Below are 24,570 nucleotides of genomic sequence, written 5' to 3'. Positions count from 1 at the left end.
CCATGATGCGGTTGCTTATGCCAGCAAGATCGGTTCTATGCAGAGGCTATGACAGAAATTTCTTTCGATATCATTGGCTTTGATCTGGACGGCACCCTGCTCGACACCAGCATGGAGCTGGCCGCCTCGCTCAATCACGCGCTCGACGGTGCCGGCCGTCCGCAAGTGGACGATCAATCCATCCGGTCGTTGGTGGGTATGGGCGCACGTCATATGCTGGAAATGGCGCTCGAACAGTCGGGCGGCAGTGACAAGGAGCAAGTGAAAAGCCTGATGCCCGTCCTGATCGATCATTATGAAGCCAATCTGGGCAATAATGCGCCGGCTTTTGCGGGACTGGCCGAAGCCATGGATGCGTTGCAAGATCAGGGCGTCAAACTGGCGGTGGTCACCAATAAATTTGAAAACCTCGCAGTGAAGCTGCTCACAAACGTCGGTATGATCGACCGGTTCGTCACCGTCATTGGCGGTGATACAATGGGCAAAGGACGCAGCAAGCCCAAGCGCGATCCGATTGACGAAATGATCCGGCGCTGCGGCGGAGAGGTGGACCAAACGCCAGCGGCCTTTATTGGCGACAGTATATTTGACATTAAAGCAGCACAAAATGCCGGTATTGCAAACGTTGCGGTAAGTTTCGGCTTTTTGCATCAGCCTGTCGAAGAACTCGGCGCCGATGCGATTATCGATCATTATGACGAGCTTGTACCGACCTTGGTCAAGCTAGGCTCTTAGGCTAAGTATTACGCCACTTTGTCCATAAATGGCCCGCCAGCATGAGCGGCGGCATTCTGAGCCAATGAGAGCGAATATAGAAGGCTTGCCGTGTGAACTTTCGGGTTTCTCGCCCCCAGCCATCACGCGCCAACAGACGGCGGATGTAAATATTGTCAGCAAAGATCGCAGGGCCAGCATGTGTTTTGTCGACGGGTGTATCATAAAGCTGCGCTGCCAGTCGCATGGCCCGTGCGAGGTGCCGTTCCAACCCGTGCAATTTGGCCCGCTTGCCCAATTCCATCCAGAACTCGCCATCGGCCTGAGAAAATTGTCGGACCAGCCGGTCAATATCCCACAAGTTCCGAAGCCCCCCGGCTAGGTCACCATCGGCAAACAGATGCGCGATTGAATGAAGCAGCATATCGGCCGGAGCCATAACATAGAGGCCCGAATCCAGTTTTATTGCGGCATCAAGCATCGCTTGCGCATTTGGCGTGGGTTTGGCGGTTAACGGCAAGGTCGTATGATGCACATCAATCATCCGGTCGCGTTCGCGGTGAATTAGCGGTGGCAACTCGTGCATATGCTCGCGATAATATTGATCATCATAAGGATCAGGCTTTACCCATCCCCATCCGGCATCGAGCAAAGCCTCTTCAACCGCGGGTAACTGCGCGCGATCAACCATGATATCCAGATCACCAATGCTCCGTCCGATCCCGGCATCACAATCGGCCGCAACATAGGCTGTGCCTTTCATCAAGATGGTCTTGCAATTGAGCGGAGCAAGCGCTCGCCGCGCGCAATCTGCCTCCCAAAGCGCTTGTAACCGCGCAAGATCGGTGGCTTGAATCGCATCCTCCAAAACGGGTTTAACCTCTTTCGGCACAGAAACATTTGCCAAACGGTGGGCCAGACTGCCGATGAGAGACTCTGCCCGGGCAATGCTGATCAGGTCAGTCCACCCTGCCCCGTCAAGCGAGAAGACAGTTTCGGGTTCGCGCAACGCATCGACCAACGGCTGAGCATTTCGCATCATGGGAGCTTACTCCACAAACTGTCGATCATTTCTTCGGCCTGCTCACCCGATTGATAGTCCATGGCCTTGGTTGGAACCGTATCGACAAATCTTGTCAGCGCCCGAAAGCCTGTCTCGCCAATTGCGACATAATTGGTTGAAGCCTGCGTCAAGCGGACGAAAATCTCGCTCTTCCCCATATCGCGCAGAACCGGGTCATAACCGAAGCGGGGAAACAGCAACAAGGCGGGTTTGGCAGTTTCCTTCATCCTGTTCACTGCGTTCAACGGCGGAATGATATGACGAATATCGCCTTTAGGCGTCCCCTTCATCATGGGACCGAAACGGTTTATTGGCAGAATCGCTTGCATCGCCGCGATTGCCTCATTTTTAAGGCTGATCAGGCGCGGAAAGCTATGGAACATGCCGGTGTCCGGATTGAGCAAAGCAAACTCATCACCCATGAAGCGCCAGCCTTTTTCGGCGAGCATGGCGGAAAGCGTCGATTTTCCGGAACCGGACAACCCGGTCATTAGCAAAGCCTTACCGTCTTTTTCGACACTGCTGGCATGTAACAACAAGTGCCGTCGCCACCCCAGAGCCATTTGCAGATTCATACCCATTTCAGCCGCTAACAGACTTTGGCTGAGCGGCAGTGGTGCTGCATCGGGCAGCCAATAGTCACCCGAGATATGCACCGATGGACGGATATAGCGTCGCCACGGTTTTTCCGGCTCTAGTCGAACAGTAAAATCCGCATAACCGTCTTGTGACGCCGGGTAATCCCTATAAAGCTGCGCTAATTGGTCTAAAGGTTCCGACCATGCCGAAACTAGCCTGAAGCGAGCCGGACCAACAGTCAGGTAAAGTTTATGGAGTCTGTTCACTTACGCTAAACCTGCTCAACCAAACCAAGGGCGAGCAGCTCAATCAAACGCGCAAGCACGATATCTATCGTATCCCCGCTATCTTCGAGATCGTAATTAGTGGCCAATCGTACAGCGATAGCGTCGGCCGATAGAACATCTTGCGCCATAACTTCAAGAATGGCGGGTACAGGATCTGCAACCATATGCGTAATCCCCGATGACTTCTGAAAAATCAGGGTCATACTGTCGAGCGGATGCAGGATCACGTCCTGAGAGGCGATGGCACGATAAGACTGGTTCATGGTTGCGATACTATTCCTGATCACGACAAGTCATTCAAAACAAGCCATGCCGATAGCAGGAATTTCTTAATAAGCCTTGGCCTTCCAGCCGAGAAAATTGCCTTTGGCTATCGCGGCATTTGCAAAGAGGCATAGCATGTAAAGCCGCTTTGTCCTGATTGCAGTCGGCGAATGTAATTTACATAGGCCTTTGACTGGTCATAAGAGGTTCCTGGCAGAGAGCGGCCATTCATTGCTCGTTTCACCTCTTCACCGGTAAAATTGCGGCCCGCCGGAGGAAATGCTCCCGGCGTATCCGGGGAGACAATTTTACCGTCAGAACCAATATAACCACCCGCCGCATGATTTCCCGGCACGGGAATTTCGCAATTCAGAACTGATCCAGCCGTTTGCGCCAATGCCGGCTTGATGCTTACGACAGCAGAGGCAGTAACAGCGCCCATCATCAATGCGCGGCGACGTGTTACAATTGCAGGATTTATAGAATCATCTTGTGATCCCAAACTGTTACCTTGCTCTTTCTGGTTATCCGTCATCGCACAATTCTTCCTCTATTTCTCGCCCTTAGAGGGAAAAACGATTAAATGCGAGTAAACAGTCCGGACATAAATTTGACGTCCATAATCGGGACAAAACAAACAAAATGTTTAAGGAGTTGTGCGCACGTATCGACAATGTACATGCAGTTTGAAATATGCTCCACACCATTATCATTGCTGTTTTTCAGCAATCTGGCGTAAACACCGCTGACTGGAAAACGATACCACCGCTATTATGAACCCTATTTCGCCATTTCGACTGATCTTCGCGATCCTCTTCATTATTGGCGGAGCTGTTGTTGCTGCACAAGCTTCGGAAGCTTTGACCAAAATTATCATTATGTCGGCATTTGGGGTTGCCGCTCTCGCCATCATGGCGCTGGAAAACCGCACACCACCGCAACCGGATATCAACGCGCTGGAAAGGCAGAAAAAGCGGCTGTTGTACGAGGGACGTGCAGAAGCTTATCAAGATGTTATCGACCCTATAACAGATCCAATATTATTGATCCGCAACGCGAAAGTCGCTGCGGCAAATCCTGCTGCCAAGAATTTTCTCGGCCATCATATAATCGACGAAGATGTGCGAGTTGCCATTCGTCATCCCGCCGCAGCAGACCGCCTTGCTAATCCGAATGCAGAACATACCGGTGAGCCCATTTTGCTGGTTGGAGTAGGTAGCGCAGATCAACGTTGGGAACTGCGCATTCATGCACTGAATGACGGATTGAAGCTTGTACAGCTCTCCGATCAAAGCAGTCGATATGCAGCAGAGCGGATGCGTACTGATTTTGTTGCCAACGCAAGTCATGAATTGCGCACACCATTGGCAGCAATAAAAGGCTTCATCGAAACACTAGAAAATCCGGATGCCGGTGCGGATGAAAAAACCCGCACCCGGTTCTTGCAGATCATGTATCAAGAAGCCGATCGCATGCAGCGGCTCGTCGAAGACCTCATGTCGTTGTCTCGGATCGAGGCTGAAAAATATCAACTGCCTTCAGAGCCCGTTGATCTTGCCGAGTTAGTTTCGGACGTTAAAAACGTCTTTCTCAACGGGCGATCAAAAAAGGATCATGATTTTCAGGTTTTGTTACCAGATAACATCCCGATGATTCAGGGTGACTATGCGCAGCTTTCACAATTGCTCCATAATCTGGTGAGCAACGCCTATAAATATGGGCATCGCGGGAAGCCGGTTTCCGTAAGTGTAGAGCCCAATCGAAACAGCTCGATGCTACGGTTATCTGTCACAGATCAAGGCGATGGAATAGCGCCCGAACATATTCCGCGGCTAACGGAACGTTTTTATCGTGTCGATAAAGGCCGTAGCAAGTCCATCGGCGGCACCGGACTTGGCCTTGCCATTGTCAAACATATATCGGAACGGCATGGCGGACGATTGGAAATAAACAGTGAGTTGGGCGTAGGCACGACCGTCTCGGTTTTACTGCCAACAATTAAATCATGACTGACAGCACCTGATTGGGCGCTTGTCACATATATGTAACAAAATTGTAACTATTAGGACACTGGCCACTTTTAAACCGTGCTCAGCCGGCCCGAGATCAAAACCGATTCTTGGCTGATACCTGAACATTCCATAGAAAACGGGGATATTAAAAATGTTTAAGAAAATCGCTCTTTTGGCGGTATCCACACTAGCGCTGGCTGCTTGTCAGGACCAAGCATCAGGCGGACAAGGAGGAAACCGAGGTGAAATCAGAATCGTCGGGTCTTCAACTGTGTTCCCTTTTGCCAAAGCAGTCGCAGAGCAATTTAGTGCAGGCGGTGCCAACACCTCTCCAATTTTGGAATCAACCGGAACTGGTGGCGGAATGAAGCTATTCTGCGCCGGAATTGGTGCGAATACACCGGACATCGTCAACGCTTCTCGGCGGATGAAGGCGACCGAGTTTGAAATGTGCAAGGAAAATGGTGTCACCGATGTGGTCGAAATACAGATTGGCATTGATGGCATCGCAATCGCCCAAGCCAATGAAGGTCCGGCCATCAAGCTGACCCCGACGCAGATTTATGAAGCAATTGCCGAGCGCCCATTTGGTAAAAAGAATGAAACCAAAAATTGGTCTGATATTGATCCTTCCCTGCCAAATATTGCGATTAGCGTTTATGGCCCTCCATCAACATCAGGCACACGCGATGCGCTGACCGAGCTGATCATGGAAGTGGGTTGCAAGACAGATCCTGAGACCAAGGCGCTGAAAGACACCAATGAAGACGAATATGACGCTATTTGTCACGATGTGCGTGCCGACGGTGCTTATATTGATGCTGGTGAGAATGACAATTTGATCGTTCAAAAGCTTAAAGCCAATCCAAATAGCCTCGGCATTTTTGGTTATAGTTTTCTTGAAGAGAATACAGATGCCGTTCGCGGTGTTGCCGTATCCGGTGTCGAGCCTGTTTATGACGCGATTGCTTCTGGAGAATATCCTGGCGCACGCCCACTCTACATTTATGCCAAGAAACAGCATATTAATGTTATTCCTGGACTCCAAGAATATGTGACCGAGTTTGTAAATGCCGGCGGAAAAGACGGTTATCTCGTGAAGGCGGGTCTGATTGCATCACCAGATGATGTACGTTCACAGATGGTTTCGGCAGCAAAAGACATGCCCACTTTGACCGGTACTGAATTGAAATAAAATCTATCGGAACGCGGGTTGCTGCTTTAAGCGATTCGCGTTCCACTATTTTCAACTCCGAACCAAGGATCTGTAATTTACTGTGACAGGCTCTATTCTCTTTCTCCTGATCATTATTCTTGGCGGTGTTGCTTGGTTTTTTGGGCGTGTAAAAGCAAACCGCTTTTCCGCAACCGTTACCAAGAGGGGAGCCATTCATTCGCTCCCCACCTATCATGGCTGGTATGTTGCGCTTTGGGCAATCGGGCCGGCTCTTTTGTTCCTTGTCATCTGGAGTATTGCAAGCCCTGCCCTTGTTACCGATGCCGCTCTTGCCAGTCCGGCGGCAGAACAACTGCCACAAGATCAATTCGCACGTGGCGCAATTCTGGCAGAAGCAAGATCCATAGCATCCGGACAGCAAGCCCAAGCATTTAATCCCCTGTCACAAGGCATGGTAGCCCCTTACAAAACAGCCATTTCCTATTATCAAACGATCGGGATGGTGGCAGCATTGCTGTTGGTCTTTGCATGCGGTGCATTTGCTTGGCTGCGGATCAAGCCAGATCTGAGAGCACGTACAAAAATCGAACGTGTCACAATGATGACGCTGCTTCTCGCATCGCTTATCGCAACGATAACTACGGTCGGTATATTTGCATCTCTTATTTTCGAGTCAGCGCGATTCTTTTCAATGGTATCGCCGATTGATTTCTTGTTTGGAACCGAATGGAACCCGAAAGCAGTTGCCGGTCCTCGCGGTGAAACAGGTTTCGGCGCAATCCCGTTGTTCTGGGGCACCGTTTTTATTGGTGCAATCATTGCGATGATCGTCGCGATTCCATTGGGGCTGATGAGCGCTATCTACCTAACCCAATATGCTCCGCCCAATTTCCGTGCCTGGATGAAACCGATACTGGAAGTGCTAGCGGGTGTTCCTACTGTTGTTTATGGCTATTTCGCAGCACTGACCGTGGCCCCTGCCTTACGTGACTTTGCGGTTTCGATTGGGATTTCCGGCGCCTCTTCGGAATCAGCGCTAGCGGCGGGGGTCGTCATGGGCATCATGATCATCCCCTTTGTCTCGTCTATGGCAGATGACAGTATTGCTGCAGTACCCAGCGCCATGCGTGATGGTTCCCTCGCAATGGGAGCAACAAAAAGCGAAACCATCAAAAAAGTGCTCATTCCAGCAGCCCTGCCGGGTGTTGTCGGCGGAGTTTTACTCGCTGTCAGCCGGGCTATTGGCGAGACGATGATCGTCGTTATGGCAGCAGGTCTGGCAGCGAATATGACAGCAAATCCCTTTTCCAGTGTAACGACAGTAACAACCCAGATCGTCCAGCTGCTGACCGGCGATCAAGAATTTGACAGCCCGAAAACTCTGGCAGCTTTCGCATTGGGTCTGGTATTGTTCATCGTTACTTTGCTCCTCAACTTGATCGCACTTCGGGTCGTCAAAAAATATCGGGAAGCTTATGAATAGCACCGTTGCATATGTCGAAGAGCGCAACCCGACCGATTGGCAAGGCGATGCGATGCAAAAGCGCATTCGCAAGCGTTATGCGTCAGAGCGCCGGTTCAAAGCACTCGGCCTTGGCGCGATTGTCTTGTCGGCCGGTTTTCTTGCCTTTTTGCTGATCGTTATGGTTGGCAACGGACTGCGTGGTTTTACTCAGACCGAACTGCCAGTTGAAATTGACTTTCCGGCAATGACTGGCGGTGCTTCTGCCAGTCAGTTCGAAGGAAATAATGGCGTCGCGAATCTGCAAACGCTGGGCTTGCGAGACATTGTCGATGCGAGTGTTCAAATTCAGTATGGCGAACAAGGAACGGAGTTATTCTCAAATAGCGGTTGGCAAGCCGTTCAGTCCAAAATCCTCGATAATCCAGAAATTATTGAGTCAAAAAGCATAATTTATCTTCCCGTTGAGTCGGAAATTGACGTGGCTTACAAAGGCGACGGCAACGCGACCGCTGAGAAGAAGGTAGCCAAGTTACAAGATCAGTTAACCACCGGGTTTAACACCAATTTCTTAACCAACTCCGATGCAACAGATCCGATGCAAGTGGGCATTTGGGGGGCGTTAAAGGGATCATTGATCACAATGTTCATAACATTGTTAATCGCCTTTCCCATTGGTGTTTTATCGGCGCTGTATTTGGAAGAATATGCACCTAAAAACCGGTTTACCGACTTGATTGAAGTTTCGATAAACAATCTCGCCGCTGTCCCTTCGATCATCTTTGGCCTGCTTGGTCTTGCAGTATTCCTTAATCTATTTGGATTGCCGCGATCCGCTGCTCTGGTTGGGGGTCTAACTCTGGCCCTGATGACGATGCCGGTTATTGTCATCTCAGGTCGCAATGCCGTGAAAGCCGTGCCACCATCCATTCGCGAGGCAGCTTTAGGTATCGGGGCCAGCCAAATGCAAGTCGTGTTCCATCATGTTTTGCCTCTGGCATTACCCGGCATCCTGACAGGTACGATTATCGGTATGGCACGGGCTTTGGGCGAGACGGCACCATTACTGATGATCGGTATGCGTGCTTTTATAGCGACACCGCCCGGCGGCATTACCGAGCCAGCTACGGTTCTGCCGGTGCAGATCTTCCTTTGGTCAGACGAAGTCAATCGCGGCTTTGTTGAGAAAACTTCTGCGGCTATTATCGTATTGTTGGTGTTCCTGCTCACTATGAACGCTCTGGCAATTTATCTCCGCAATCGTTTTGAAACACGCTGGTAAAAGATGATATGACTGAACTAATTGATGAAACCCGCTCAAGCGAAAGCCCGATTATGACCGCATCTGCTGTGTCCGCCATCCCCGCCGGCGAAGGTCCGTTGAAAATGACAACTCGTAATGTCGATGTCTTTTACGGCGATAAACAAGCCATAAAGGACGTCTCAATTGACGTTACCATGGACAATGTAACAGCATTTATTGGTCCTTCTGGCTGTGGTAAGTCCACATTTTTGCGCTGCCTCAACCGGATGAATGATACAATTCCGATAGCGAAAGTTACCGGTGATATCACACTTGAAGGCGAAGATATCTATGCTCCAAGCATGGACGTCGTACAGTTGCGCGCACGCGTGGGTATGGTGTTTCAAAAACCAAATCCGTTCCCCAAGTCAATTTACGACAATATCGCCTACGGACCTCGCATTCACGGACTCGCCAGCAGTAGTGACGAACTAGATCATATCGTTGAATCCTCCTTGCAAAGGGCAGGCCTTTGGGGCGAGGTAGCTGATCGGTTGCAGGACAGTGGGACAGCTCTATCTGGCGGTCAGCAACAGAGGCTTTGCATCGCTCGCGCGATCGCCGTCGACCCAGAAGTAATTCTGATGGATGAACCCTGTTCGGCGCTCGACCCTATTGCAACGGCAAAGATCGAAGAACTGATCCACGAGTTGCGCGGAAAATATGCTATTGTTATCGTGACACACAATATGCAGCAAGCGGCCCGTGTGTCACAACGTACCGCCTTTTTCCATTTGGGGACTCTGGTGGAATATGGCGTAACGTCGGACATATTCACCAACCCAACCGAGGAAAAAACGCGGGATTATATTACCGGACGTTACGGCTAAGCTGATCACAAGGGGAAGGAACCCGAAAGATGCCAAATAGCGGCACAGAACATACCGTCAAAGCTTTTGATACCGATATTAACGAACTACGGGGCATGGTTGCTGAAATCGGCGGTCGCAGCGAACAGGCGATCGCCAAAGCTATGCGCGCGCTGGAAAAACATGATCTGAAACTCGCTGCAGAAGTGGTGGAAGACGACAGGCTGATCGATGATCTCGAAAAACGGATTGATGAACTAACCTTTCAGACTATTGCACTGCGAGCTCCGATGGCAGACGATTTGCGCGAACTAATCGCGACGTTCAAAATATCAGGCGTCGTCGAGCGTATTGGCGATTATGCAAAAAATATTGCGAAGCGTGTGCCGGTTATCGCCAGCACGCATAAGTTGGGGCCGGCATCATTGCTGCCATCCATGTCAAATGTAGCTTCTGAGCTCGTACGAGATTCGCTGGAGGCGTTCGCTCGCCGCGATGCGGATCTTGCGCTGGAAGTCAGTGAGCGCGACCAGATCGTGGATGATTTCTACACCAGCATTTTTCGCTCTGTCATAACCTACATGATCGAAAACCCGAAAGATATTGGCGAAGCTGCTCATTTGCTTTTCATTGCCAAAAATCTCGAACGTATAGGTGATCACGCAACCAATGTTGCAGAAATGGTTTATTTTGCCGCGAAAGGTGAACCCATGCCTGAACGTGACCGCGGTGAGAACCCTACCGATTTGATGGAAGAGTGAACCGAGAGGAGATAGAAATATGTCCAACGCAAAACTGTTACTGGTAGAAGATGACGCAGCTCTAGCCGAACTCTTGTCATGGAACTTCAAGAAAGAAGAATATGACGTCATTCATACCGCTGATGGCGAAGAGGCGCTTTTGTTGGTCAAAGAGAACCGGCCTGATGTGATACTTCTGGATTGGATGATTGAAAACCTGTCGGGTATAGAAGTGTGCCGACGCCTCCGCCGGTCTCCTGAAACCGCCAATATTCCCATCATAATGCTTACTGCACGCGGTGAAGAAGAGGACAAGATTCGCGGCCTGGAGACCGGCGCGGATGATTATATCACCAAACCGTTTAGCCCACGCGAGCTAATCGCGCGAGTAAAGGCAGTCTTAAGGCGGGTGCGCCCTGCTCTGGCTGGCGAGAAGCTGGCTTTTGGTGATCTGGAAATGGACACTGTCGGCCATAAAGTGAAACGCGATGGTGACACCATACCTTTGGGTCCCACAGAGTTTCGACTATTGCGCCATTTTCTGGAGCACCCCAATTGGGTATTCTCACGTGAGCGTTTGCTGGATAGCGTCTGGGGCCAGGATAGCGACATCGAGCTGAGGACCGTCGATGTTCACATCCGGCGCCTACGGAAAGCCTTAAACGCGAACCAGCGCCCGGACATCATCCGGACAGTCCGTTCTGCGGGATATGCTCTGGATACCGAAGCCGCATAATGTAGCTTTTCCCATTATCGATAACACAAAAAGGCCGGTCACAACCGGCCTTTTCCATGTTCTCTGTTGGCGGTTGCTAGAAAGCGATTTGAGCCCGCGCTCCGATAACATCGACAGAATAGTCATCTGGTGCTCCGGTTACGATACCCAGAGCATTGCCATAAGACAGGTGGCCATAGTTGACGAGGAAACGAACATAATCGACGGGCGTCCAGATCAAGGAAGCCATGTAACCGTCTTGCGTGCCGCCGATAATCCCAGCATCCGTTAGATCAAGCCGGTCATAACGCACATTTACCTGCCAAGCACCCGAACCGCCGGAACCAACTGGATTATTGACTTTCACGCCCTTGAATGCACCGCCCTTATATTCGCGACTGTCATCGGTCAGGAACATGCCCGCTTCAATAGAACCTCCAAAGAAGGTGGGATTGGCTAAACCTGGCCCACTGACCTTTGCCCAATGCGTTTCGGCAGCGGCGTGGAAACGGCCAGAGATAACCGCTGCTTCAAGACCATAGGTTAGCTGTTCTTCAGCATCAATGTTACCCGTGTTGATGAAACGTGTATCTACGCTGTGGATGAGCGGACGTTGGCGATAGCGTAGTGAATCTATTTCATCGCCCAGATCTTTCCAATGGATCGAACCGCCAAGGTGAAGCTGTGCATCGCCAAGTTTCGGCGCGAATACAAAGCGGCCATCCAGCCCTATACTGTCGTTACCATCACCCAAATCATCAATATTATCGGTGAACACACCGCCTTGGAGTAGCAGATCGCCTGTTTGATACGCTGCCGAAATCCCGACTTGTCGCTCAAAACCGAAGGCATCGGTAAATGCCGATCGCTCGATGAAGCTGGTGTCGTTGCTGCTGGATATTTCTTCCAGTGACTGAAAATTGTTATGCTGTCCGACCGTGACCGTTAACCCACCGGTTTTATAATCCAGATAGGCGTCTGTTAACTCAACACCGTCCAAGAGATCGGCTTCAAGCTTATACCCGAACCCCCCTGGAATTTTGCCTTGCACGCCCAAACGAACACGGCGCGCTTCGTTTGAGAAACCTTCGCCAGGAATAGCGATAGTCGATGGTACCGATGAAAGATTGTTGAAATCGTAGAGAATACGTCCACGCGGTTTGAAACTCCAGCCATCGTCGGTTTTGATTTCTGGAGCACCCTTGAACTGGATGCTGGTCTTTTCTTTAGCCTGCGCTACTTTCTCGACTTCAGCCACCTGCTTGCTTTGCTGTTGTTGCAAGGTTTCAACATTACCAAGCTGCGCGCGCAGGTTTACAACTTCCTGTTCGAGCTGATTGAGGCGCTCCAAAAGCGCTGCAGCTTCTTCGTTAGAAATGGGAGCTGCAAATGCTTGAGCAGGAACCAGCGCAGCCATAGCAGCACCGCTGATGAGAATATTTTTGAATGTCATGTGTCGAGGACCCCTAACCAATAGAAAATCTGTTGGTGACGGCTCTATGATGGATTCGTTTCGTTAAAACGTCAGTTTTATTGCAGTTTTTTTACGAAAGCACTTTCGCTCAAATTATGGGGTCAATGCGCTTCATTCTGAGACCAGTTTCATTAGCTGGCGCTCCATTGGCGCCAGCACCCCGGCAAGCTCGTGACCCCGCTTCAATATTTGCCCGTGCTCGCCATGTAGCGTCCACATGCCTTGCTTGTTGCGATCAGCCGGGCGCTTCTCGATCCGCATTTGAGGCCTTTCCGATGTACGGCGAAAAGCTGCAAAAATGGCCGCATCCTTACCCATGTCCATTGCATAATCACGCCAATGGCCAGCTGCAACCATACGCCCGTAAAGATTGAAAATACGTTCCATTTCTTTTCGTTCAAAGCCTACCTGAACAGAAGATCCATTCCGATTGGGAAAAGATGAAACGTTGGAATTTTCAGAGCGCATCAGGCGCTATCTCGTTTGCTTTCCGAATCGTCATCATCTGTCTTATCGCGTCCCTCTGCATAGGCGGATATGCGCTTTTGCAGTTGCTCCATTTCACATTGCAAGATTTCGAGCTTTTGCGTCGCGGGATCAAATACTTCGCTACATGGGGTTCCATAAGGGGTGAATTCTTCCTGATACTGCTCCACTTGAACAAGTGTCGGACGCGCGCGAACGCCAACCATGGTTGCGCCTTCCGGTACATTCTGTGTCACCACCGCATTGGCACCGATACGCGATCGTTTGCCAACTGTAATCGGACCCAGTATCTGAGCGCCAGATCCCAAAATCGCATCATCCTCAATTGTGGGGTGCCTTTTTCCGCCTACACCATTGGTAGGATTAGTTCCGCCGAGTGTTACGCATTGATAGATAGTTACATTATCTCCAATTTGAGCCGTTTCACCTATAACCGAAAAGCCGTGATCAATAAATAAATGACGGCCAATCTTGGCGCCCGGATGAATATCAATTGCTGTGAAAAGTCGGGAAAAATGATTCACGAAACGGGCAAAGAAATAGAGCTCACCTTTATATAACCAGTGAGCCACTCGGTGCAATCCTAACGCCAGTACTCCCGGGTAAAGCAGCACCTCCCAACGAGAACGGGGGGCGGGATCACGCGCCTTTATTGAGTCCAGATATTCACCTAATTCCCGAAACATATTCTTCTCCGGCGATTTTACAAATGATAAACTAAGACTGGGGAAGCAATAATTCCAGTCCTTTCTTGCAACTCATTCAAACCAGACCATTTTGCATTCGTAATTATTACCATATTGAATTATTGCGCGGTCATTCATCGAAGGATTAAATGGTGTCAAATTACCTCCCTACTCTCAAGCAGTTGCAATATCTTGTTGCACTGGAAGAACATGGTCATTTCGGCAGGGCTGCAGAAGCGTGTTATGTCACTCAATCAACGCTTTCCGCCGGCATTAAAGAGCTAGAAACGCTGCTCGATGTCATGCTGGTCGAGCGCACCCGCCGTGTTGTGCGCTTTACCGAACTTGGTAAACAGATGGTCGAGAAAGCGCACCGAATCCTCCGCGAAGCCGAAGAACTTTCCGATATGGCCCGATCCGCGGGTCAGCCATTGGTTGGTGATATCAGGATGAGCGTTATTCCAACAATTGCGCCTTTTCTGCTACCCAAACTGTTGCCTCGCCTGCGCAAAGAACGGCCCGAGCTAAAGCTATATTTGAAGGAGGAAACCAGCCAGGCTGCGTGCGATTCGCTAAGCCACGGTCAAGTAGACTGTGTACTGTTAGCTCAACCTTTTTCATGTGGCGATGTCGAGTCAGAAACTTTGTTCAGTGATGAAATATTTATCGCATTTCCGAAGGACGATCCCCGAGACCCGCCCAAGATGGTGGATCCAGCCTTAATCGACGAAAACCAGTTGCTGTTGTTAGAAGACGGCCACTGCTTGAAAGACCATGCTCTAGCCGCCTGTAACCGTCCTGAGCTTCGTGCCTCTGCTCGCATGATGGGAACTTCGCTCCATACCCTGGTACAGATGGTCGACAACGGGCTCGGCGTCACATTGCTACCCAAAATGGCAATCGATAGCGGTATTTTGATGCACACCGATATTATTGCACGACCAATAAAGTCTGATCGCGCGTATCGAGATATTGCCTTGGTCTGGCGTAAAAACAGCCCGCGAAAAGAGGAGTTTGAGCTGTTGGCAGAGATTATGCGCCAGGGACGAAGCTGGGTTAGCGATAAAGCGGCTTAATCTTCCCAGTTCTGCGCAGCTTCCAGATCGGACTGGCGCTCTTCAACCCAGCTTTCGCTGCCGTCTTGCATTATCTCTTTTTTCCAAAATGGGGCCACTGTTTTCAACTGGTCCATTATATACGAGCACGCTTCGATCGCAGCTTGTCTGTGATCTGAACTCGCACAGGCTAAAACAATCTGTTCACCGACAGCAAGTCGCCCGACGCGGTGCACAATGACAATAGCATGAAGGTCCCATTTTTGAGCGGCTATATTGGCAATTTGGCGCAAAGCTTTCTTGGTCATCGCCGGATAATGCTCAAGCTCCAGCGCAGAAAGCCTATCATCACCGCGCACCTGTCCCACAAAACTGGCCACTGCACCGCCGCCGAGTGCCGAAACTTTCCTGATCTCAGCGCCAGCATCGAAATCATCTTCGAGTATTTCTATTTTGATCATCCGCCAGTCACCGGAGGAAAAATCGCCAATTCACTGGCTTTGTTTAACTTGGCATCCAATCCGGCGAATTCCTGATCCAGCGCAAAGCGCAGCCGTTTCAAGTTGGCAAACACATCCCCATAAACCGCGTCCTTGCTCTGCAAATATTCTATCAGCTGACCGATCGTTTCCACATTTTCGGGATAGCTTATAATATCCTGATCACGGCCCAAACCCTCCTTGACCCAGGCAAAATAAGCGATGTTGATCTGATGCGGCATGATCGTGGCTGCCTAATCCATGTGCTTGAGGCCGACGCGAAGATAGTCCCAGCCCGTAATCAGCGTTAATATAGCAGCGGCCCATAGTGTCCAGATGCCGACGATCTGAATAGATTGAAACTGCGGCAAGCCACCAGCCAGAATAAGCGCGCCAAGAGAAATAAGTTGAAATGTGGTTTTCCACTTGGCCAGTTGCGAGACAGGAACACTGACCTGAAGTCCCGCCAAAAACTCCCGCAGGCCCGATACAGCTATCTCCCGGAGCAAAATAATCAGCGCTGCGATCACGTTATAGCCTTCAATATCACCGGTCGCGCATAGGATCAGGATCACTGACGCCACCATGATTTTGTCAGCAATCGGGTCCAGGAAAATACCCAGCTTGGAAACGGTCCCCTGCGACCGGGCCAGATAGCCGTCAAAATAGTCGGTGATCGCCATCAGAGCATATAGGCCAGTGGCAAGCAGATATCCCAGCTTCCAACTGGGCCACCACAAGAGCGCCACCAGAAAGGGCACGGTGAAAATTCGTGAAAGCGTCAAAATATTTGGAAGATTCAACATATTGAGCGCAGCCATAACGAGGTTTGGAGCAAAGTTAAATCCTCTCTTTGTAATCCCGACACTCTCAAGCCTATTTTCGAAATTCAACGCCTTGCGCTCCCCGACAACATCGCTACTGTGCCGTCACGTCCTATCCCCTGTCTGTCAGTATTCAACAACAGGAAATCTCCAGCATGACATCAGCTCTTAGACTTCTGGCTAAACGCCGTTTTTGGCCGATTTTTATCACTCAGATGCTTGGTGCTTTCAACGATAATCTGTTCAAATTTTCTATGGTCATCTTGGTGACTTACGGAATTTACAAAGATCCGGCGCAGGATTTTCAGTTCAATGCACTGGCGTCAGGGATTTTTATCCTACCCTTTTTTCTTTTTTCTTCACTCGCCGGTCAATTGGCAGACAATTATGACAAGGCGCGAATAACCCGGTTGGTCAAGACACTTGAGATTGTCATTGCAATTATCGGTGGCGTTGGACTTTGGATACAATCCGTGCCGATCATGTTAACAGCCCTGTTTCTGCTTGGCCTCCAGTCCACATTCTTCGGCCCCATCAAATATGCAATTCTGCCACAGCATTTGCAAAAAGACGAAGTACTGGCAGGAACCGGACTGGTTGAGGCTGGCACATATATCGCCATTCTGGCGGGGACCATCCTGGGTGGCATCATCATCGATAGAAATGGGAATGGCGTAGAACTGGCCGTTATTTCAGTGTTTTTCGTGGCACTCATTGGCCGGGTTGGCGCACAGTTTCTCCCTAGCGCGCCACCACAAAAAGAAGTGGAGAAGATCGATTTCAATTTCATTCGATCCTCAATCAAACTTATTTCAGCAACCTTACATATCCGGCGACTCTATCTTGCTATTGTTGCAATAAGCTTTTTCTGGACGATAGGGTCGGTGCTAATCATCCAGTTTCCGCCCCTGGTAGAAAATGTCCTGACTTCAACACCTGCTGTCGCCAGCCTTTTTCTGGGAGTGTTTTCCATTGGCATCGCGGTCGGTTCTATCCTGATAAACCGCTTGTTGAAAAGCCAGGTATCAGCCCGCTATGCACCATTTAGCGTTCTTGCCATGGGCGCTTTCGTCTTGGTTCTATTTTTTATCGCTCGTGGATGGGAAGGCCTGCCCAACGGGGAGCTTTATACATTTAGCACCTTCATGATGCATGACGGGGCTTGGGCGCTTTTGGGAACATTGGCTGGCGTCGCAATATTTGGGGGTATGTTTGTAGTCCCGCTTTATGCGTTCCTCACGACAACCGTTGACATCAGTGAAACAGCGCGGACGATCGCTGCCAATAATGTAGTCAATTCTGGCTGTATGGTGCTGGGTGCGTTGGCAGCATTGGGGCTAAGCCTGTTAGGCGTTTCGACCACTGAACAGCTTTTACTGGTCGCGGCAATGTGTTTGGTAGCCGCCTGGCTTGGGCAACAACTTCACCTCGCATGCGACTGAGCAACCAGATTGCACCAGACTAAAATATGAATAGATAAAAGGCAGTGAAAAATGCCGAAAAGCTTAGAACGAACAAACTCGTGTCTTCATTCAGCCATTTTCTGGGCGACGCTGCAGCCTGCTTTGGCGCGACTTGCACTTCGCCCAAGGCCAGCGCTTCCAAGGGTAAACTAAGACGGAAAGGGTGCTTAGCCCCCTCATTGCGTAATACCAGCGGTCGTGTTCTCATTTTTTTCATACTCACTGGTTAACAATTTATTACCGTCCAAATCTATCGATAATTTATCGCTCAATCAGATTGTCATAGTATGGGACAGTTCTTTATCGAAAGACGAGCCTTGGCGAATCATCCAAAATGGACTGAAAATGATATTGTGTGATCTTTGCAACAGCCGCTCAAATTCGATGCCAGGAGCATAAATGCGGTTGATTTCAATCGATTGTTATGGCAGTGCGCGGTTCGTATTGAGTGAGATGCGAAACCCTGAAGGAGCAAATTATGCGTTTCGGTAAAATTGGTATGGCTGCAGTTGCAGCCTCGGCTCTGGTTGCTACACCTGTGTTCGCACAGGCTGCTCAGCCAGTTGCTAAAGTTTCTCAACCTGTTCGTGCTGATGCATCTGCAGGCGAAGAAAGCAAACTTGAAGGCGGATCAGGCATTATCATTGCTGTTCTCGCTGCTGCTGCAGTCATCGGTGGTATCATCATCGCTGCTGACGGAAGCGACGACGATCCAACAAGCCCCTGATTATTAGGTGCTAACTGAATTTGAAATGGCGGCCTTTTGGTCGCCATTTTTTTTGCTACGGAAACGAACAGACTAATTGGCAGTCACGCACCACAAGCGGTTGCACTTGTTCACCACATTTCCCATATCCGGTTTATGACAGAAAATCAGCAGCATGGCATGCAACAATGGCATGGCACCACAATCCTATCCGTCCGCAAAAATGGCAAGGTTATCGTGATTGGCGATGGCCAGGTATCGATGGGGCAGACGGTAATGAAACCCAATGCCCGCAAGGTTCGGCAGCTTCACGACGGGTCGGTAATCGGAGGCTTTGCCGGTGCCACTGCCGACGCCTTCACCCTGTTCGAGCGTTTGGAAGCAAAACTGGAGCGGCATAATGGGCAATTGATGCGCGCGGCCGTGGAACTGGCTAAGGACTGGCGCACCGACAAATATCTCCGAAATCTCGAAGCCATGATGATCGTCGCGGACAAGGAAGTAACACTTATCCTGACCGGCAATGGTGATGTGCTGGAGCCAACTCAAGGCATCGCGGCCATCGGATCGGGTGGCAACTTCGCGCTCGCCGCTGCCCGGGCGTTAGTCGATTATGAAAAAGATGCCGAGACATTGTCACGAAAAGCGATGGCAATTGCGGCAGACGTCTGTGTCTACACAAATGATCAAGTCACTGTGGAAGTGCTGGACAGCAGCACATAGTCACTGGAACCATTGGTCTAAACAGAAAAATTTGACTCCATCAAAGGTTAAAAATGCTAGATAATCTTACTCCCAAGGCCATTGTAAAGGCGCTTGATGAACATATTGTAGGGCAGAAAGATGCCAAACGCGCGGTGGCGGTCGCTTTGCGCAATCGCTGGCGGCGGCAGAAACTGCCTGCCGAATTGCGTGAAGAGGTGACACCCAAAAATATCCTGATGATCGGGCCCACCGGCTGCGGTAAGACAGAGATATCGCGTCGCCTTGCCAAGCTCGCCGATGCGCCGTTCATCAAGATCGAAGCGACCAAGTTCACAGAAGTCGGCTATGTCGGCCGCGACGTTGAACAGATTGCCCGCGATCTTGCCGAGGAAGCCGTGCGCCTGGAACGTGAACGCCGCCGGTCCGCTGTGCGTGATGCTGCTACGGATGCTGCGATGAAACGCTTGCTCGACGTGTTATGCGGCGAGAATGCCAGTGAAGCGACGCGGGAAAGCTTCCGTCAGCGGGTCGTCGATAATCATATGAACGACACCGAGATTGAAATCGAGGTTGAAGACGCACCCAGTGCGCCAATGGATATTCCCGGCATGTCTGGCCAGGTAGGGATGATCAATTTGTCCGATATGATGGGCAAAGCCTTTGGTCAAAATCCCATGAAGCGCCGCAAGATGCGGGTTGCAGATGCATGGGACAAACTGATTGAAGAAGAATCTGACAAACGGCTTGATGATGATGATATTGCTCGCGCCGCGATTACCGATGCAGAGTCCAACGGCATAGTCTTTCTGGATGAAATTGACAAAATTGCGGTCAGCGATGTGCGCGGCGGTTCGGTAAGCCGCGAAGGTGTGCAACGCGATCTGCTGCCCCTGATTGAGGGCACCACGGTTGCAACGAAATACGGACCGATGAAGACTGACCACATCCTGTTTATCGCATCCGGCGCTTTTTCGATCTCGAAGCCTAGCGACATGCTTCCGGAGCTTCAAGGCCGCCTTCCCATCCGGGTTGAGTTGCGAGCACTGACCGAGGAAGATTTCGTTCGGATATTAACCGAAACCAAGGCAAATCTTCCCAAGCAATATGTGGCGCTGCTCCAGACTGAAGATGTCACAATTGATATTACACAGGATGCGGTTGAAAAACTGGCCCAAATAGCGGCCAATGTGAACGAGACAGTCGAAAATATCGGTGCGCGGCGGCTTCAGACAGTGATGGAAAAACTGTTGGAAGATATCAGCTTTGATGCAGAGGATCGCAAAGGCGAGACTATCAAAGTCGATGCCGCCTATGTTGACAGTCAACTCTCCGATGTTGCTAAAGACACGGATTTGTCCAAATATGTGTTATAAGAATGCTTAATTTCAGTTGAAGGAGGGACATATGGCTGAGGGTGGCTGCTATTGCGGATCGGTACGTTATGAAATTTCAGGTGAACCAATAAACCATTCCATATGTCATTGTCGCGATTGCCAAAAAAGCAGCGGTGCAGCTTCGGTTGCATGGATAATGCTAAGCCAGGACGAGTTTGTCGTGAGCAAAGGTGAGTTAAAGACAATTAAGGGGCAAAATGGAGCGGAACGCCTGTTTTGCGGTCTTTGCGGGACCGGCATAGCCTATAAGAACCAGAAGATTTTACCAGATCTGCTCGATGTACAGACAGCCACTCTGGACGAACCCGATGCCCACATTCCTGAGATCAATATCCAGCTGGCGGATCAGATCGGTTGGGAGAGCACAGCCCATGACCTGCCAGGCTTTGATCGTTTTCCACCGCAAGAATAGAATTTATCTGTAACCTTTGACGGTCGATTTACGAACAACGCAGACAAACAATCAGGAGTAAAGATTTTGAAACGCATCGCCCCGCTATTTGCAATAGCCCCTGCCTTGGCCATTGCAGCCTGTTCTGAAACAGACAGCCTGCAGGATAATGGCATTGAGACAACTGAAGCATCGGAACCTGTGATGGCCAATGGTGTCGAGGCGTTGGAAACTATTGATGCCGGTCTTTCAGTTGGAGAGATTGCACCGCTGGAAGCAATATTCAATACAGGCGAAGGCGAAACTACGTTAGCCGGAATACTGGAGAAGGGGCCGGCAGTATTGGTTTTTACCCGTTCGGTTGAATGGTGTCCATTCTGCCAGACACAGCTGAAAGGCATTAATGCTGTCGTCGGCGATCTTGCCGCGCGTGGTTTTAAATTATACGGCGTCAGCTATGACAGCATTGAAAGTCAGGATCGCTTCTCGAAAAATCAGATGCTCGAATATCAAATGCTGTCTGACGAAAGCTCAACGGTGATTGATGCCTTTGGTTTGCGCGATCCACAATATACGGAAGGGAAAGCGGTCGGCGTTCCATATGCCTCGGTTGTCGTCATCGACAAAGATGGGAAGATTACTGCCAAATCCGTATCCGGGGACTATAAAAAGCGGCCTACCAACGATCAGCTTTTAGCGATTATCGACGCCATATAGGTCTGGGTTAGATCAAGCTCATCTTGATATTGGAGAAGAAGCCGCATTGTTCGCAACTGCGGCTTTTTTGTTCCCTTCCGGAAGCACCACCAGCTTCCACTTGGTCGTATCTTTCAGATATTTCTGTGCCAGTTGCTGCACTTCTTCGGGTGTTATCACCGTGTAGTCGCTTAGCAATGTCCGTAAAACGGTGAACTTCTTGGGATTGAAACTTGCGCCTTCAAGCTGGCTCATCCAGAAACTGTTGCCGCTGCTTGCACGTGATATCAGCTGACGAAGCGGTTCTACAATTCGCTTCAACTCATCTGGACTCACCGGCTTTTCGCGCAGATCTTTGGCGATGAGTTCGGCAACGCCGTAGAACCGGTCAACATTGGCGGGCGTCAATTGGCTAGACGCGCTAATATAACCTCCGGTTTGGAATGCAACTGGCCAGCTGTTAACGACCTGAGGGCTGTAACTCGCGCCTTCCTTGGACCGCAAAATCTCGAACATGCGATCATTGAAAATCGACACCAAAACCTCTAATTTCCGGCTTTCGCGAATGTTATCCAATCCCCCGCCCGTCGGCCAAGCAATCAACGCAGCCGCACGTTCCGCATCGCCTTTATGGACCAGAATTTCAGGCCCCGGCGTTGATTCTGGAAACATCGGAGACTTCCCGCCATCGGGCATATTGTCCGGCTTGCGTTTACGTAGTGCGCCAAAGGTTTTGAGAACCGCTTCCACCGCTTCATCGCGCTCAAAATCACCAAATAACATCAACTCAATTGGACCACTCGCCAAAATGGGTTTCCAGAATTTCTTGAAATCCTTGGGCGTTAACGAGTTAAAATCATCTTTGTCGGGCGTTTTCCAACGCGGATCCTTGCCTCTCACAAGCCATTCCAGATCCCGTTGCAAAACAGCCTGCGGCGAAGCTGCAAAACTGTCATAGCCGATTAAGGAAGCCGCCCGACCGCGCAATACCGGCGCCTTGTCCCAGCGAGGACGGTGCAATTTGGCGGCAATCAGGTGAAGCTGATCCTCAAGATCGGCGGCCCTTGTATCAGCTTTGATTTCATAGGCATCGTCATCAATTTCAAAGTTTAACCCGATCCTGCGGCCAGTGGTGATTTTATCGAGCTCTTCCTGACCTAGCTTGCCGACACCGCTGGCCATCAATGCCATTGCACCGGTCCACGCCAACCCTTCGTCGTCGGCACTCAAGCCACTATAACCTCTTCCAAACCGCGCGTTCACCATGATCTTGTTGCGCTCTGCCTTGTTGGGAAACAGCAAAACCCGAACGCCGTTGGAAAGGATCAATTTCTCCATTTCAAACCGCTTGATTGTCTCGGATGACTTGATCTTACCTTTGCGACCGATGCTAGGCAGCGCATCAAAGCTTAAATTGGCTTGCCTGATTCGTGCGTCGCTCGCAGCTTTAACTTCCTCGCTCAGAGCTGTCGCTAATTTCTCCTTGCCATTGTCCACCACTGTTGGCGAAGTCAGCAAAGCCCGGGTCGCGACACCACTGAAAAGCTTTTGTGTCGATTCCAACAGCCTTTGCGGGGTGTAAAGATCGCGCATGTCGCGAAATACATCCAGCGCAGTTTGCGGTGTAGCAACGGTTTCTCTAATATCCACGGCATTGACGATATCATCCGCCTGCTTGCGCGCCGCCTCCGTTGCGTAGCCTTCGGCACCGATTGCCAAGGCGGCATCAAATTCAGCTATTTCCCGGGCGATGTCTGCTTCCGACGGCGCATTGGTAGTGGCATCTGCAATTACCGCGCGCACATCCTTTAACGCAGCGGCCCAATCGTCCGTCAGGGGTACAATATTGACAAAAGTTCCATCAACTGAACGACTGACATCCTCCTGATTCACATTGGCTTGCAGGTAACTACCGCCTGCCCTTGCACGCGATTCCAATCGACGATTGATCATTTGCAAAGCCAACAAGTCGATCAGCAACTGTTGATTATAAACAATCGTATCGTCCACCTGCCGCCAGGGGCGCACGGTCACCAGCGATATGTACCGAGGCAAAGTCGGCTCAATGACCAGACGGCTGCTGTCGGTATTGGCATCGGGATCACCAAAGTCGGGAGCAATACCGGGCTCCCCCTTGCCCTGCCAATCGGAAAAATGCTTTTTCAGTAGCGCCTCAAACTCTGCCGGATCGCCATCGCCCGCAATCACAACAACGGTATTTTCGGGGCGATACCAGCGTTGATGAAAAAGTTGCATCATTTGCGGTGTAGCACCGCTTAAGGTTTCCGGCGTGCCAATCGGTGCCCGGCTTGCCAGACGCTGGTTCGCAAAAAACAATTCGCGAGTTGCATCCTGTACTTTGGTCAAAGGCCCCTGCCGCTCTTGCAATTCAGCCAGGACAACAGGGCGCTCGGCATTGATCGCCGTTGCATTCAGGCCAGGTGCGCTAATCATGCCTGAGATTATCTTGATACTCTCATCTAGACTGGTCGGATTTGCGTTAGGCAGGTCCAACTTATAGACGGTTTGGGTTGGCGTGGTTTCTGCATTACTATCACTGCCGAATGTCGCACCCAAGCGTTGCCATACCCGTTTTGCTTCTCCATCGGGTACATATTCTGAACCGCGGAACGAGAGATGCTCCATAAAATGAGCAAAGCCCTGTTCATGATCCTCTTCCATCAACGAACCGACATCGATCCGCACCCGGATAGATACTTGCCCCGGCGGAACGCCATTTTTTTTGACCGCGTAGCGCAGACCATTGTCGAGCACGCCAAACGTCCAACTCGTATCGACAGGAACATCGCTACCTTTATATAACCAGGGTTGCTCCTGGTTAGTTTCAATCCTGCTATCCTGTGCCTGCGCGCTGCTGGCCAGCGATGTCAATCCAAGGCTGGTAGTAATGGCGAAAGCTGTTAAAAAGCGGCTAGCTGCGCGGGCATATTTGATCATGTCCCGGTTATAAGCAGGGCATATCTTACTGGCCAGTGAATAAAACCGCTCAGGCTGATGCAAGATTTAGATTGCCTGAGTTGAATAATTCGACTGCCTGGTAACAATTTGGCCTTGATAGCCCGCCC

26 protein-coding genes are annotated in these 24,570 nt (G+C 50.5%); 15 read left to right on the top strand and 11 right to left on the bottom strand.

The window, feature by feature from the left end:
- Positions 1 to 48 precede the first annotated feature (48 nt).
- Positions 49 to 735 carry an HAD hydrolase-like protein gene (locus ACO6S1_RS15705; protein WP_422343508.1) on the top strand — a complete coding sequence of 229 codons (687 nt, stop codon included), beginning with the start codon at positions 49 to 51 and terminating at the stop codon, positions 733 to 735.
- A 1-nt stretch (position 736) separates the two neighbouring features.
- Here ACO6S1_RS15705 and ACO6S1_RS15700 read toward each other — a convergent pair whose 3' ends face one another.
- The 4 genes from ACO6S1_RS15700 to ACO6S1_RS15685 form a co-directional block, all read right to left on the bottom strand.
- Positions 737 to 1,753, bottom strand: coding sequence for a nucleotidyltransferase domain-containing protein (locus ACO6S1_RS15700; RefSeq protein WP_422346211.1), 1,017 nt, complete (start codon positions 1,751 to 1,753; stop codon positions 737 to 739).
- Positions 1,753 to 2,622, bottom strand: a complete 870-nt coding sequence (locus tag ACO6S1_RS15695) for an HprK-related kinase A (protein WP_422343507.1) — start codon at positions 2,620 to 2,622, stop codon at positions 1,753 to 1,755. The genes ACO6S1_RS15700 and ACO6S1_RS15695 overlap by 1 nt, the downstream gene beginning before the upstream one ends.
- Positions 2,623 to 2,627: 5 nt before the next feature.
- Positions 2,628 to 2,906, bottom strand: a complete 279-nt coding sequence (locus tag ACO6S1_RS15690; RefSeq protein WP_422343506.1) for an HPr-rel-A system PqqD family peptide chaperone — start codon at positions 2,904 to 2,906, stop codon at positions 2,628 to 2,630.
- A gap of 107 nt (positions 2,907 to 3,013) precedes the next feature.
- Entirely contained in the window at positions 3,014 to 3,442 is a 429-nt protein-coding gene (locus tag ACO6S1_RS15685) for a hypothetical protein (protein ID WP_422343505.1), read from the bottom strand.
- Between the two features lie 238 nt (positions 3,443 to 3,680).
- Here ACO6S1_RS15685 and ACO6S1_RS15680 point away from each other — a divergent pair, with 238 nt between their 5' ends.
- From ACO6S1_RS15680 to phoB, 7 genes are all read left to right on the top strand, one after another.
- Positions 3,681 to 4,916 carry a sensor histidine kinase gene (locus tag ACO6S1_RS15680; RefSeq protein WP_422343504.1) on the top strand — a complete coding sequence of 412 codons (1,236 nt, stop codon included), beginning with the start codon at positions 3,681 to 3,683 and terminating at the stop codon, positions 4,914 to 4,916.
- A 154-nt stretch (positions 4,917 to 5,070) separates the two neighbouring features.
- A complete protein-coding gene (locus ACO6S1_RS15675; RefSeq protein WP_422343503.1) occupies positions 5,071 to 6,114 on the top strand; it encodes a substrate-binding domain-containing protein in 1,044 nt (347 codons plus the stop codon).
- Between the two features lie 82 nt (positions 6,115 to 6,196).
- Entirely contained in the window at positions 6,197 to 7,579 is a 1,383-nt protein-coding gene (pstC, locus tag ACO6S1_RS15670; protein WP_422343502.1) for a phosphate ABC transporter permease subunit PstC, read from the top strand.
- On the top strand, positions 7,572 to 8,840 hold the full coding sequence (pstA, locus tag ACO6S1_RS15665) for a phosphate ABC transporter permease PstA (RefSeq protein ID WP_422343501.1): 1,269 nt from the start codon (positions 7,572 to 7,574) through the stop codon (positions 8,838 to 8,840). Before pstC ends, pstA begins: the two co-directional genes overlap by 8 nt.
- 53 nt (positions 8,841 to 8,893) lie before the next feature.
- Entirely contained in the window at positions 8,894 to 9,691 is a 798-nt protein-coding gene (pstB, locus tag ACO6S1_RS15660) for a phosphate ABC transporter ATP-binding protein PstB (RefSeq protein ID WP_422346210.1), read from the top strand.
- Positions 9,692 to 9,720: 29 nt separating this feature from the next.
- A complete protein-coding gene (phoU, locus tag ACO6S1_RS15655) occupies positions 9,721 to 10,431 on the top strand; it encodes a phosphate signaling complex protein PhoU (protein WP_422343500.1) in 711 nt (236 codons plus the stop codon).
- A 19-nt stretch (positions 10,432 to 10,450) separates the two neighbouring features.
- Positions 10,451 to 11,146 (top strand): phosphate regulon transcriptional regulator PhoB, encoded by a 696-nt coding sequence (gene phoB, locus ACO6S1_RS15650; RefSeq protein ID WP_422343499.1) that lies wholly within the window; start codon positions 10,451 to 10,453, stop codon positions 11,144 to 11,146.
- 76 nt (positions 11,147 to 11,222) lie between these two features.
- On the opposite strand, the gene ACO6S1_RS15645 is transcribed toward phoB, so the two are convergent.
- The 3 genes from ACO6S1_RS15645 to epsC form a co-directional block, all read right to left on the bottom strand.
- Positions 11,223 to 12,578, bottom strand: a complete 1,356-nt coding sequence (locus ACO6S1_RS15645) for a porin (RefSeq protein WP_422343498.1) — start codon at positions 12,576 to 12,578, stop codon at positions 11,223 to 11,225.
- 132 nt (positions 12,579 to 12,710) lie between these two features.
- Positions 12,711 to 13,067, bottom strand: coding sequence for a DUF2794 domain-containing protein (locus ACO6S1_RS15640; RefSeq protein WP_422343497.1), 357 nt, complete (start codon positions 13,065 to 13,067; stop codon positions 12,711 to 12,713).
- Complete coding sequence (gene epsC, locus ACO6S1_RS15635) at positions 13,067 to 13,771, bottom strand: serine O-acetyltransferase EpsC (RefSeq protein ID WP_422343496.1); 705 nt, start codon at positions 13,769 to 13,771, stop codon at positions 13,067 to 13,069. The genes ACO6S1_RS15640 and epsC overlap by 1 nt, the downstream gene beginning before the upstream one ends.
- A 152-nt stretch (positions 13,772 to 13,923) precedes the next feature.
- On the opposite strand from epsC, the gene ACO6S1_RS15630 reads away from it, so the two are divergent.
- Positions 13,924 to 14,847 carry a hydrogen peroxide-inducible genes activator gene (locus ACO6S1_RS15630; protein WP_422346209.1) on the top strand — a complete coding sequence of 308 codons (924 nt, stop codon included), beginning with the start codon at positions 13,924 to 13,926 and terminating at the stop codon, positions 14,845 to 14,847.
- On the opposite strand, the gene ACO6S1_RS15625 is transcribed toward ACO6S1_RS15630, so the two are convergent.
- From ACO6S1_RS15625 to pgsA, 3 genes are read right to left on the bottom strand one after another with little or no spacing between them, the layout of a single operon-like run.
- Complete coding sequence (locus ACO6S1_RS15625) at positions 14,844 to 15,287, bottom strand: molybdenum cofactor biosynthesis protein MoaE (RefSeq protein ID WP_422343495.1); 444 nt, start codon at positions 15,285 to 15,287, stop codon at positions 14,844 to 14,846. The two genes, ACO6S1_RS15630 and ACO6S1_RS15625, sit on opposite strands and share 4 nt — an antisense overlap.
- Positions 15,284 to 15,547: a molybdopterin converting factor subunit 1 gene (gene moaD / locus ACO6S1_RS15620; RefSeq protein WP_422343494.1), complete on the bottom strand. Its 264-nt coding sequence runs from the start codon at positions 15,545 to 15,547 to the stop codon at positions 15,284 to 15,286. The genes ACO6S1_RS15625 and moaD overlap by 4 nt, the downstream gene beginning before the upstream one ends.
- Positions 15,548 to 15,559: 12 nt before the next feature.
- On the bottom strand, positions 15,560 to 16,111 hold the full coding sequence (gene pgsA / locus ACO6S1_RS15615; protein ID WP_422343493.1) for a CDP-diacylglycerol--glycerol-3-phosphate 3-phosphatidyltransferase: 552 nt from the start codon (positions 16,109 to 16,111) through the stop codon (positions 15,560 to 15,562).
- Between the two features lie 173 nt (positions 16,112 to 16,284).
- Between pgsA and ACO6S1_RS15610 the strand changes: the two genes are divergently transcribed.
- From ACO6S1_RS15610 to ACO6S1_RS15585, 6 genes are all read left to right on the top strand, one after another.
- Positions 16,285 to 17,571, top strand: coding sequence for an MFS transporter (locus ACO6S1_RS15610; protein ID WP_422343492.1), 1,287 nt, complete (start codon positions 16,285 to 16,287; stop codon positions 17,569 to 17,571).
- Positions 17,572 to 18,070: 499 nt separating this feature from the next.
- Positions 18,071 to 18,319 carry a hypothetical protein gene (locus ACO6S1_RS15605; RefSeq protein ID WP_422343491.1) on the top strand — a complete coding sequence of 83 codons (249 nt, stop codon included), beginning with the start codon at positions 18,071 to 18,073 and terminating at the stop codon, positions 18,317 to 18,319.
- A gap of 159 nt (positions 18,320 to 18,478) precedes the next feature.
- Positions 18,479 to 19,021: an ATP-dependent protease subunit HslV gene (hslV, locus tag ACO6S1_RS15600; protein WP_422343490.1), complete on the top strand. Its 543-nt coding sequence runs from the start codon at positions 18,479 to 18,481 to the stop codon at positions 19,019 to 19,021.
- A gap of 53 nt (positions 19,022 to 19,074) precedes the next feature.
- On the top strand, positions 19,075 to 20,376 hold the full coding sequence (hslU, locus tag ACO6S1_RS15595) for an ATP-dependent protease ATPase subunit HslU (RefSeq protein WP_422343489.1): 1,302 nt from the start codon (positions 19,075 to 19,077) through the stop codon (positions 20,374 to 20,376).
- A gap of 31 nt (positions 20,377 to 20,407) precedes the next feature.
- Positions 20,408 to 20,809 (top strand): GFA family protein, encoded by a 402-nt coding sequence (locus ACO6S1_RS15590; protein WP_422343488.1) that lies wholly within the window; start codon positions 20,408 to 20,410, stop codon positions 20,807 to 20,809.
- A gap of 66 nt (positions 20,810 to 20,875) precedes the next feature.
- A complete protein-coding gene (locus tag ACO6S1_RS15585) occupies positions 20,876 to 21,505 on the top strand; it encodes a peroxiredoxin family protein (RefSeq protein ID WP_422343487.1) in 630 nt (209 codons plus the stop codon).
- Between the two features lie 18 nt (positions 21,506 to 21,523).
- Here the strand turns inward: ACO6S1_RS15585 and ACO6S1_RS15580 are convergent, their stop codons facing one another.
- A complete protein-coding gene (locus ACO6S1_RS15580; protein WP_422343486.1) occupies positions 21,524 to 24,442 on the bottom strand; it encodes a M16 family metallopeptidase in 2,919 nt (972 codons plus the stop codon).
- Positions 24,443 to 24,570: the final 128 nt, after the last annotated feature.

Source organism: Parasphingorhabdus sp., from assembly GCF_965233695.1.
GTDB lineage: Bacteria > Pseudomonadota > Alphaproteobacteria > Sphingomonadales > Sphingomonadaceae > Parasphingorhabdus.
Note: the sequence above shows the minus strand (reverse complement) of the source record. Positions and strands in the feature narration are given on the sequence as shown.

Excerpts from the sequence above, each read along its gene's own strand:
- pgsA (WP_422343493.1), bottom strand. The coding sequence starts at position 16,111 with ATGTTGAATCTTCCAAATATTTTGACGCTTTCACGAATTTTCACCGTG.
- pstA (WP_422343501.1), top strand. The coding sequence starts at position 7,572 with ATGAATAGCACCGTTGCATATGTCGAAGAGCGCAACCCGACCGATTGG.
- hslU (WP_422343489.1), top strand. The coding sequence starts at position 19,075 with ATGCTAGATAATCTTACTCCCAAGGCCATTGTAAAGGCGCTTGATGAA.
- ACO6S1_RS15680 (WP_422343504.1), top strand. The coding sequence starts at position 3,681 with ATGAACCCTATTTCGCCATTTCGACTGATCTTCGCGATCCTCTTCATT.
- ACO6S1_RS15705 (WP_422343508.1), top strand. The coding sequence starts at position 49 with ATGACAGAAATTTCTTTCGATATCATTGGCTTTGATCTGGACGGCACC.
- epsC (WP_422343496.1), bottom strand. The coding sequence starts at position 13,771 with ATGTTTCGGGAATTAGGTGAATATCTGGACTCAATAAAGGCGCGTGAT.
- ACO6S1_RS15645 (WP_422343498.1), bottom strand. The coding sequence starts at position 12,578 with ATGACATTCAAAAATATTCTCATCAGCGGTGCTGCTATGGCTGCGCTG.
- phoU (WP_422343500.1), top strand. The coding sequence starts at position 9,721 with ATGCCAAATAGCGGCACAGAACATACCGTCAAAGCTTTTGATACCGAT.
- ACO6S1_RS15590 (WP_422343488.1), top strand. The coding sequence starts at position 20,408 with ATGGCTGAGGGTGGCTGCTATTGCGGATCGGTACGTTATGAAATTTCA.
- ACO6S1_RS15640 (WP_422343497.1), bottom strand. The coding sequence starts at position 13,067 with ATGCGCTCTGAAAATTCCAACGTTTCATCTTTTCCCAATCGGAATGGA.
- ACO6S1_RS15580 (WP_422343486.1), bottom strand. The coding sequence starts at position 24,442 with ATGATCAAATATGCCCGCGCAGCTAGCCGCTTTTTAACAGCTTTCGCC.
- ACO6S1_RS15610 (WP_422343492.1), top strand. The coding sequence starts at position 16,285 with ATGACATCAGCTCTTAGACTTCTGGCTAAACGCCGTTTTTGGCCGATT.
- ACO6S1_RS15685 (WP_422343505.1), bottom strand. The coding sequence starts at position 3,442 with ATGACGGATAACCAGAAAGAGCAAGGTAACAGTTTGGGATCACAAGAT.
- ACO6S1_RS15690 (WP_422343506.1), bottom strand. The coding sequence starts at position 2,906 with ATGAACCAGTCTTATCGTGCCATCGCCTCTCAGGACGTGATCCTGCAT.
- ACO6S1_RS15675 (WP_422343503.1), top strand. The coding sequence starts at position 5,071 with ATGTTTAAGAAAATCGCTCTTTTGGCGGTATCCACACTAGCGCTGGCT.
- ACO6S1_RS15605 (WP_422343491.1), top strand. The coding sequence starts at position 18,071 with ATGCGTTTCGGTAAAATTGGTATGGCTGCAGTTGCAGCCTCGGCTCTG.
- ACO6S1_RS15625 (WP_422343495.1), bottom strand. The coding sequence starts at position 15,287 with ATGATCAAAATAGAAATACTCGAAGATGATTTCGATGCTGGCGCTGAG.
- hslV (WP_422343490.1), top strand. The coding sequence starts at position 18,479 with ATGCAACAATGGCATGGCACCACAATCCTATCCGTCCGCAAAAATGGC.
- phoB (WP_422343499.1), top strand. The coding sequence starts at position 10,451 with ATGTCCAACGCAAAACTGTTACTGGTAGAAGATGACGCAGCTCTAGCC.
- ACO6S1_RS15700 (WP_422346211.1), bottom strand. The coding sequence starts at position 1,753 with ATGCGAAATGCTCAGCCGTTGGTCGATGCGTTGCGCGAACCCGAAACT.
- moaD (WP_422343494.1), bottom strand. The coding sequence starts at position 15,547 with ATGCCGCATCAGATCAACATCGCTTATTTTGCCTGGGTCAAGGAGGGT.
- pstB (WP_422346210.1), top strand. The coding sequence starts at position 8,894 with ATGACCGCATCTGCTGTGTCCGCCATCCCCGCCGGCGAAGGTCCGTTG.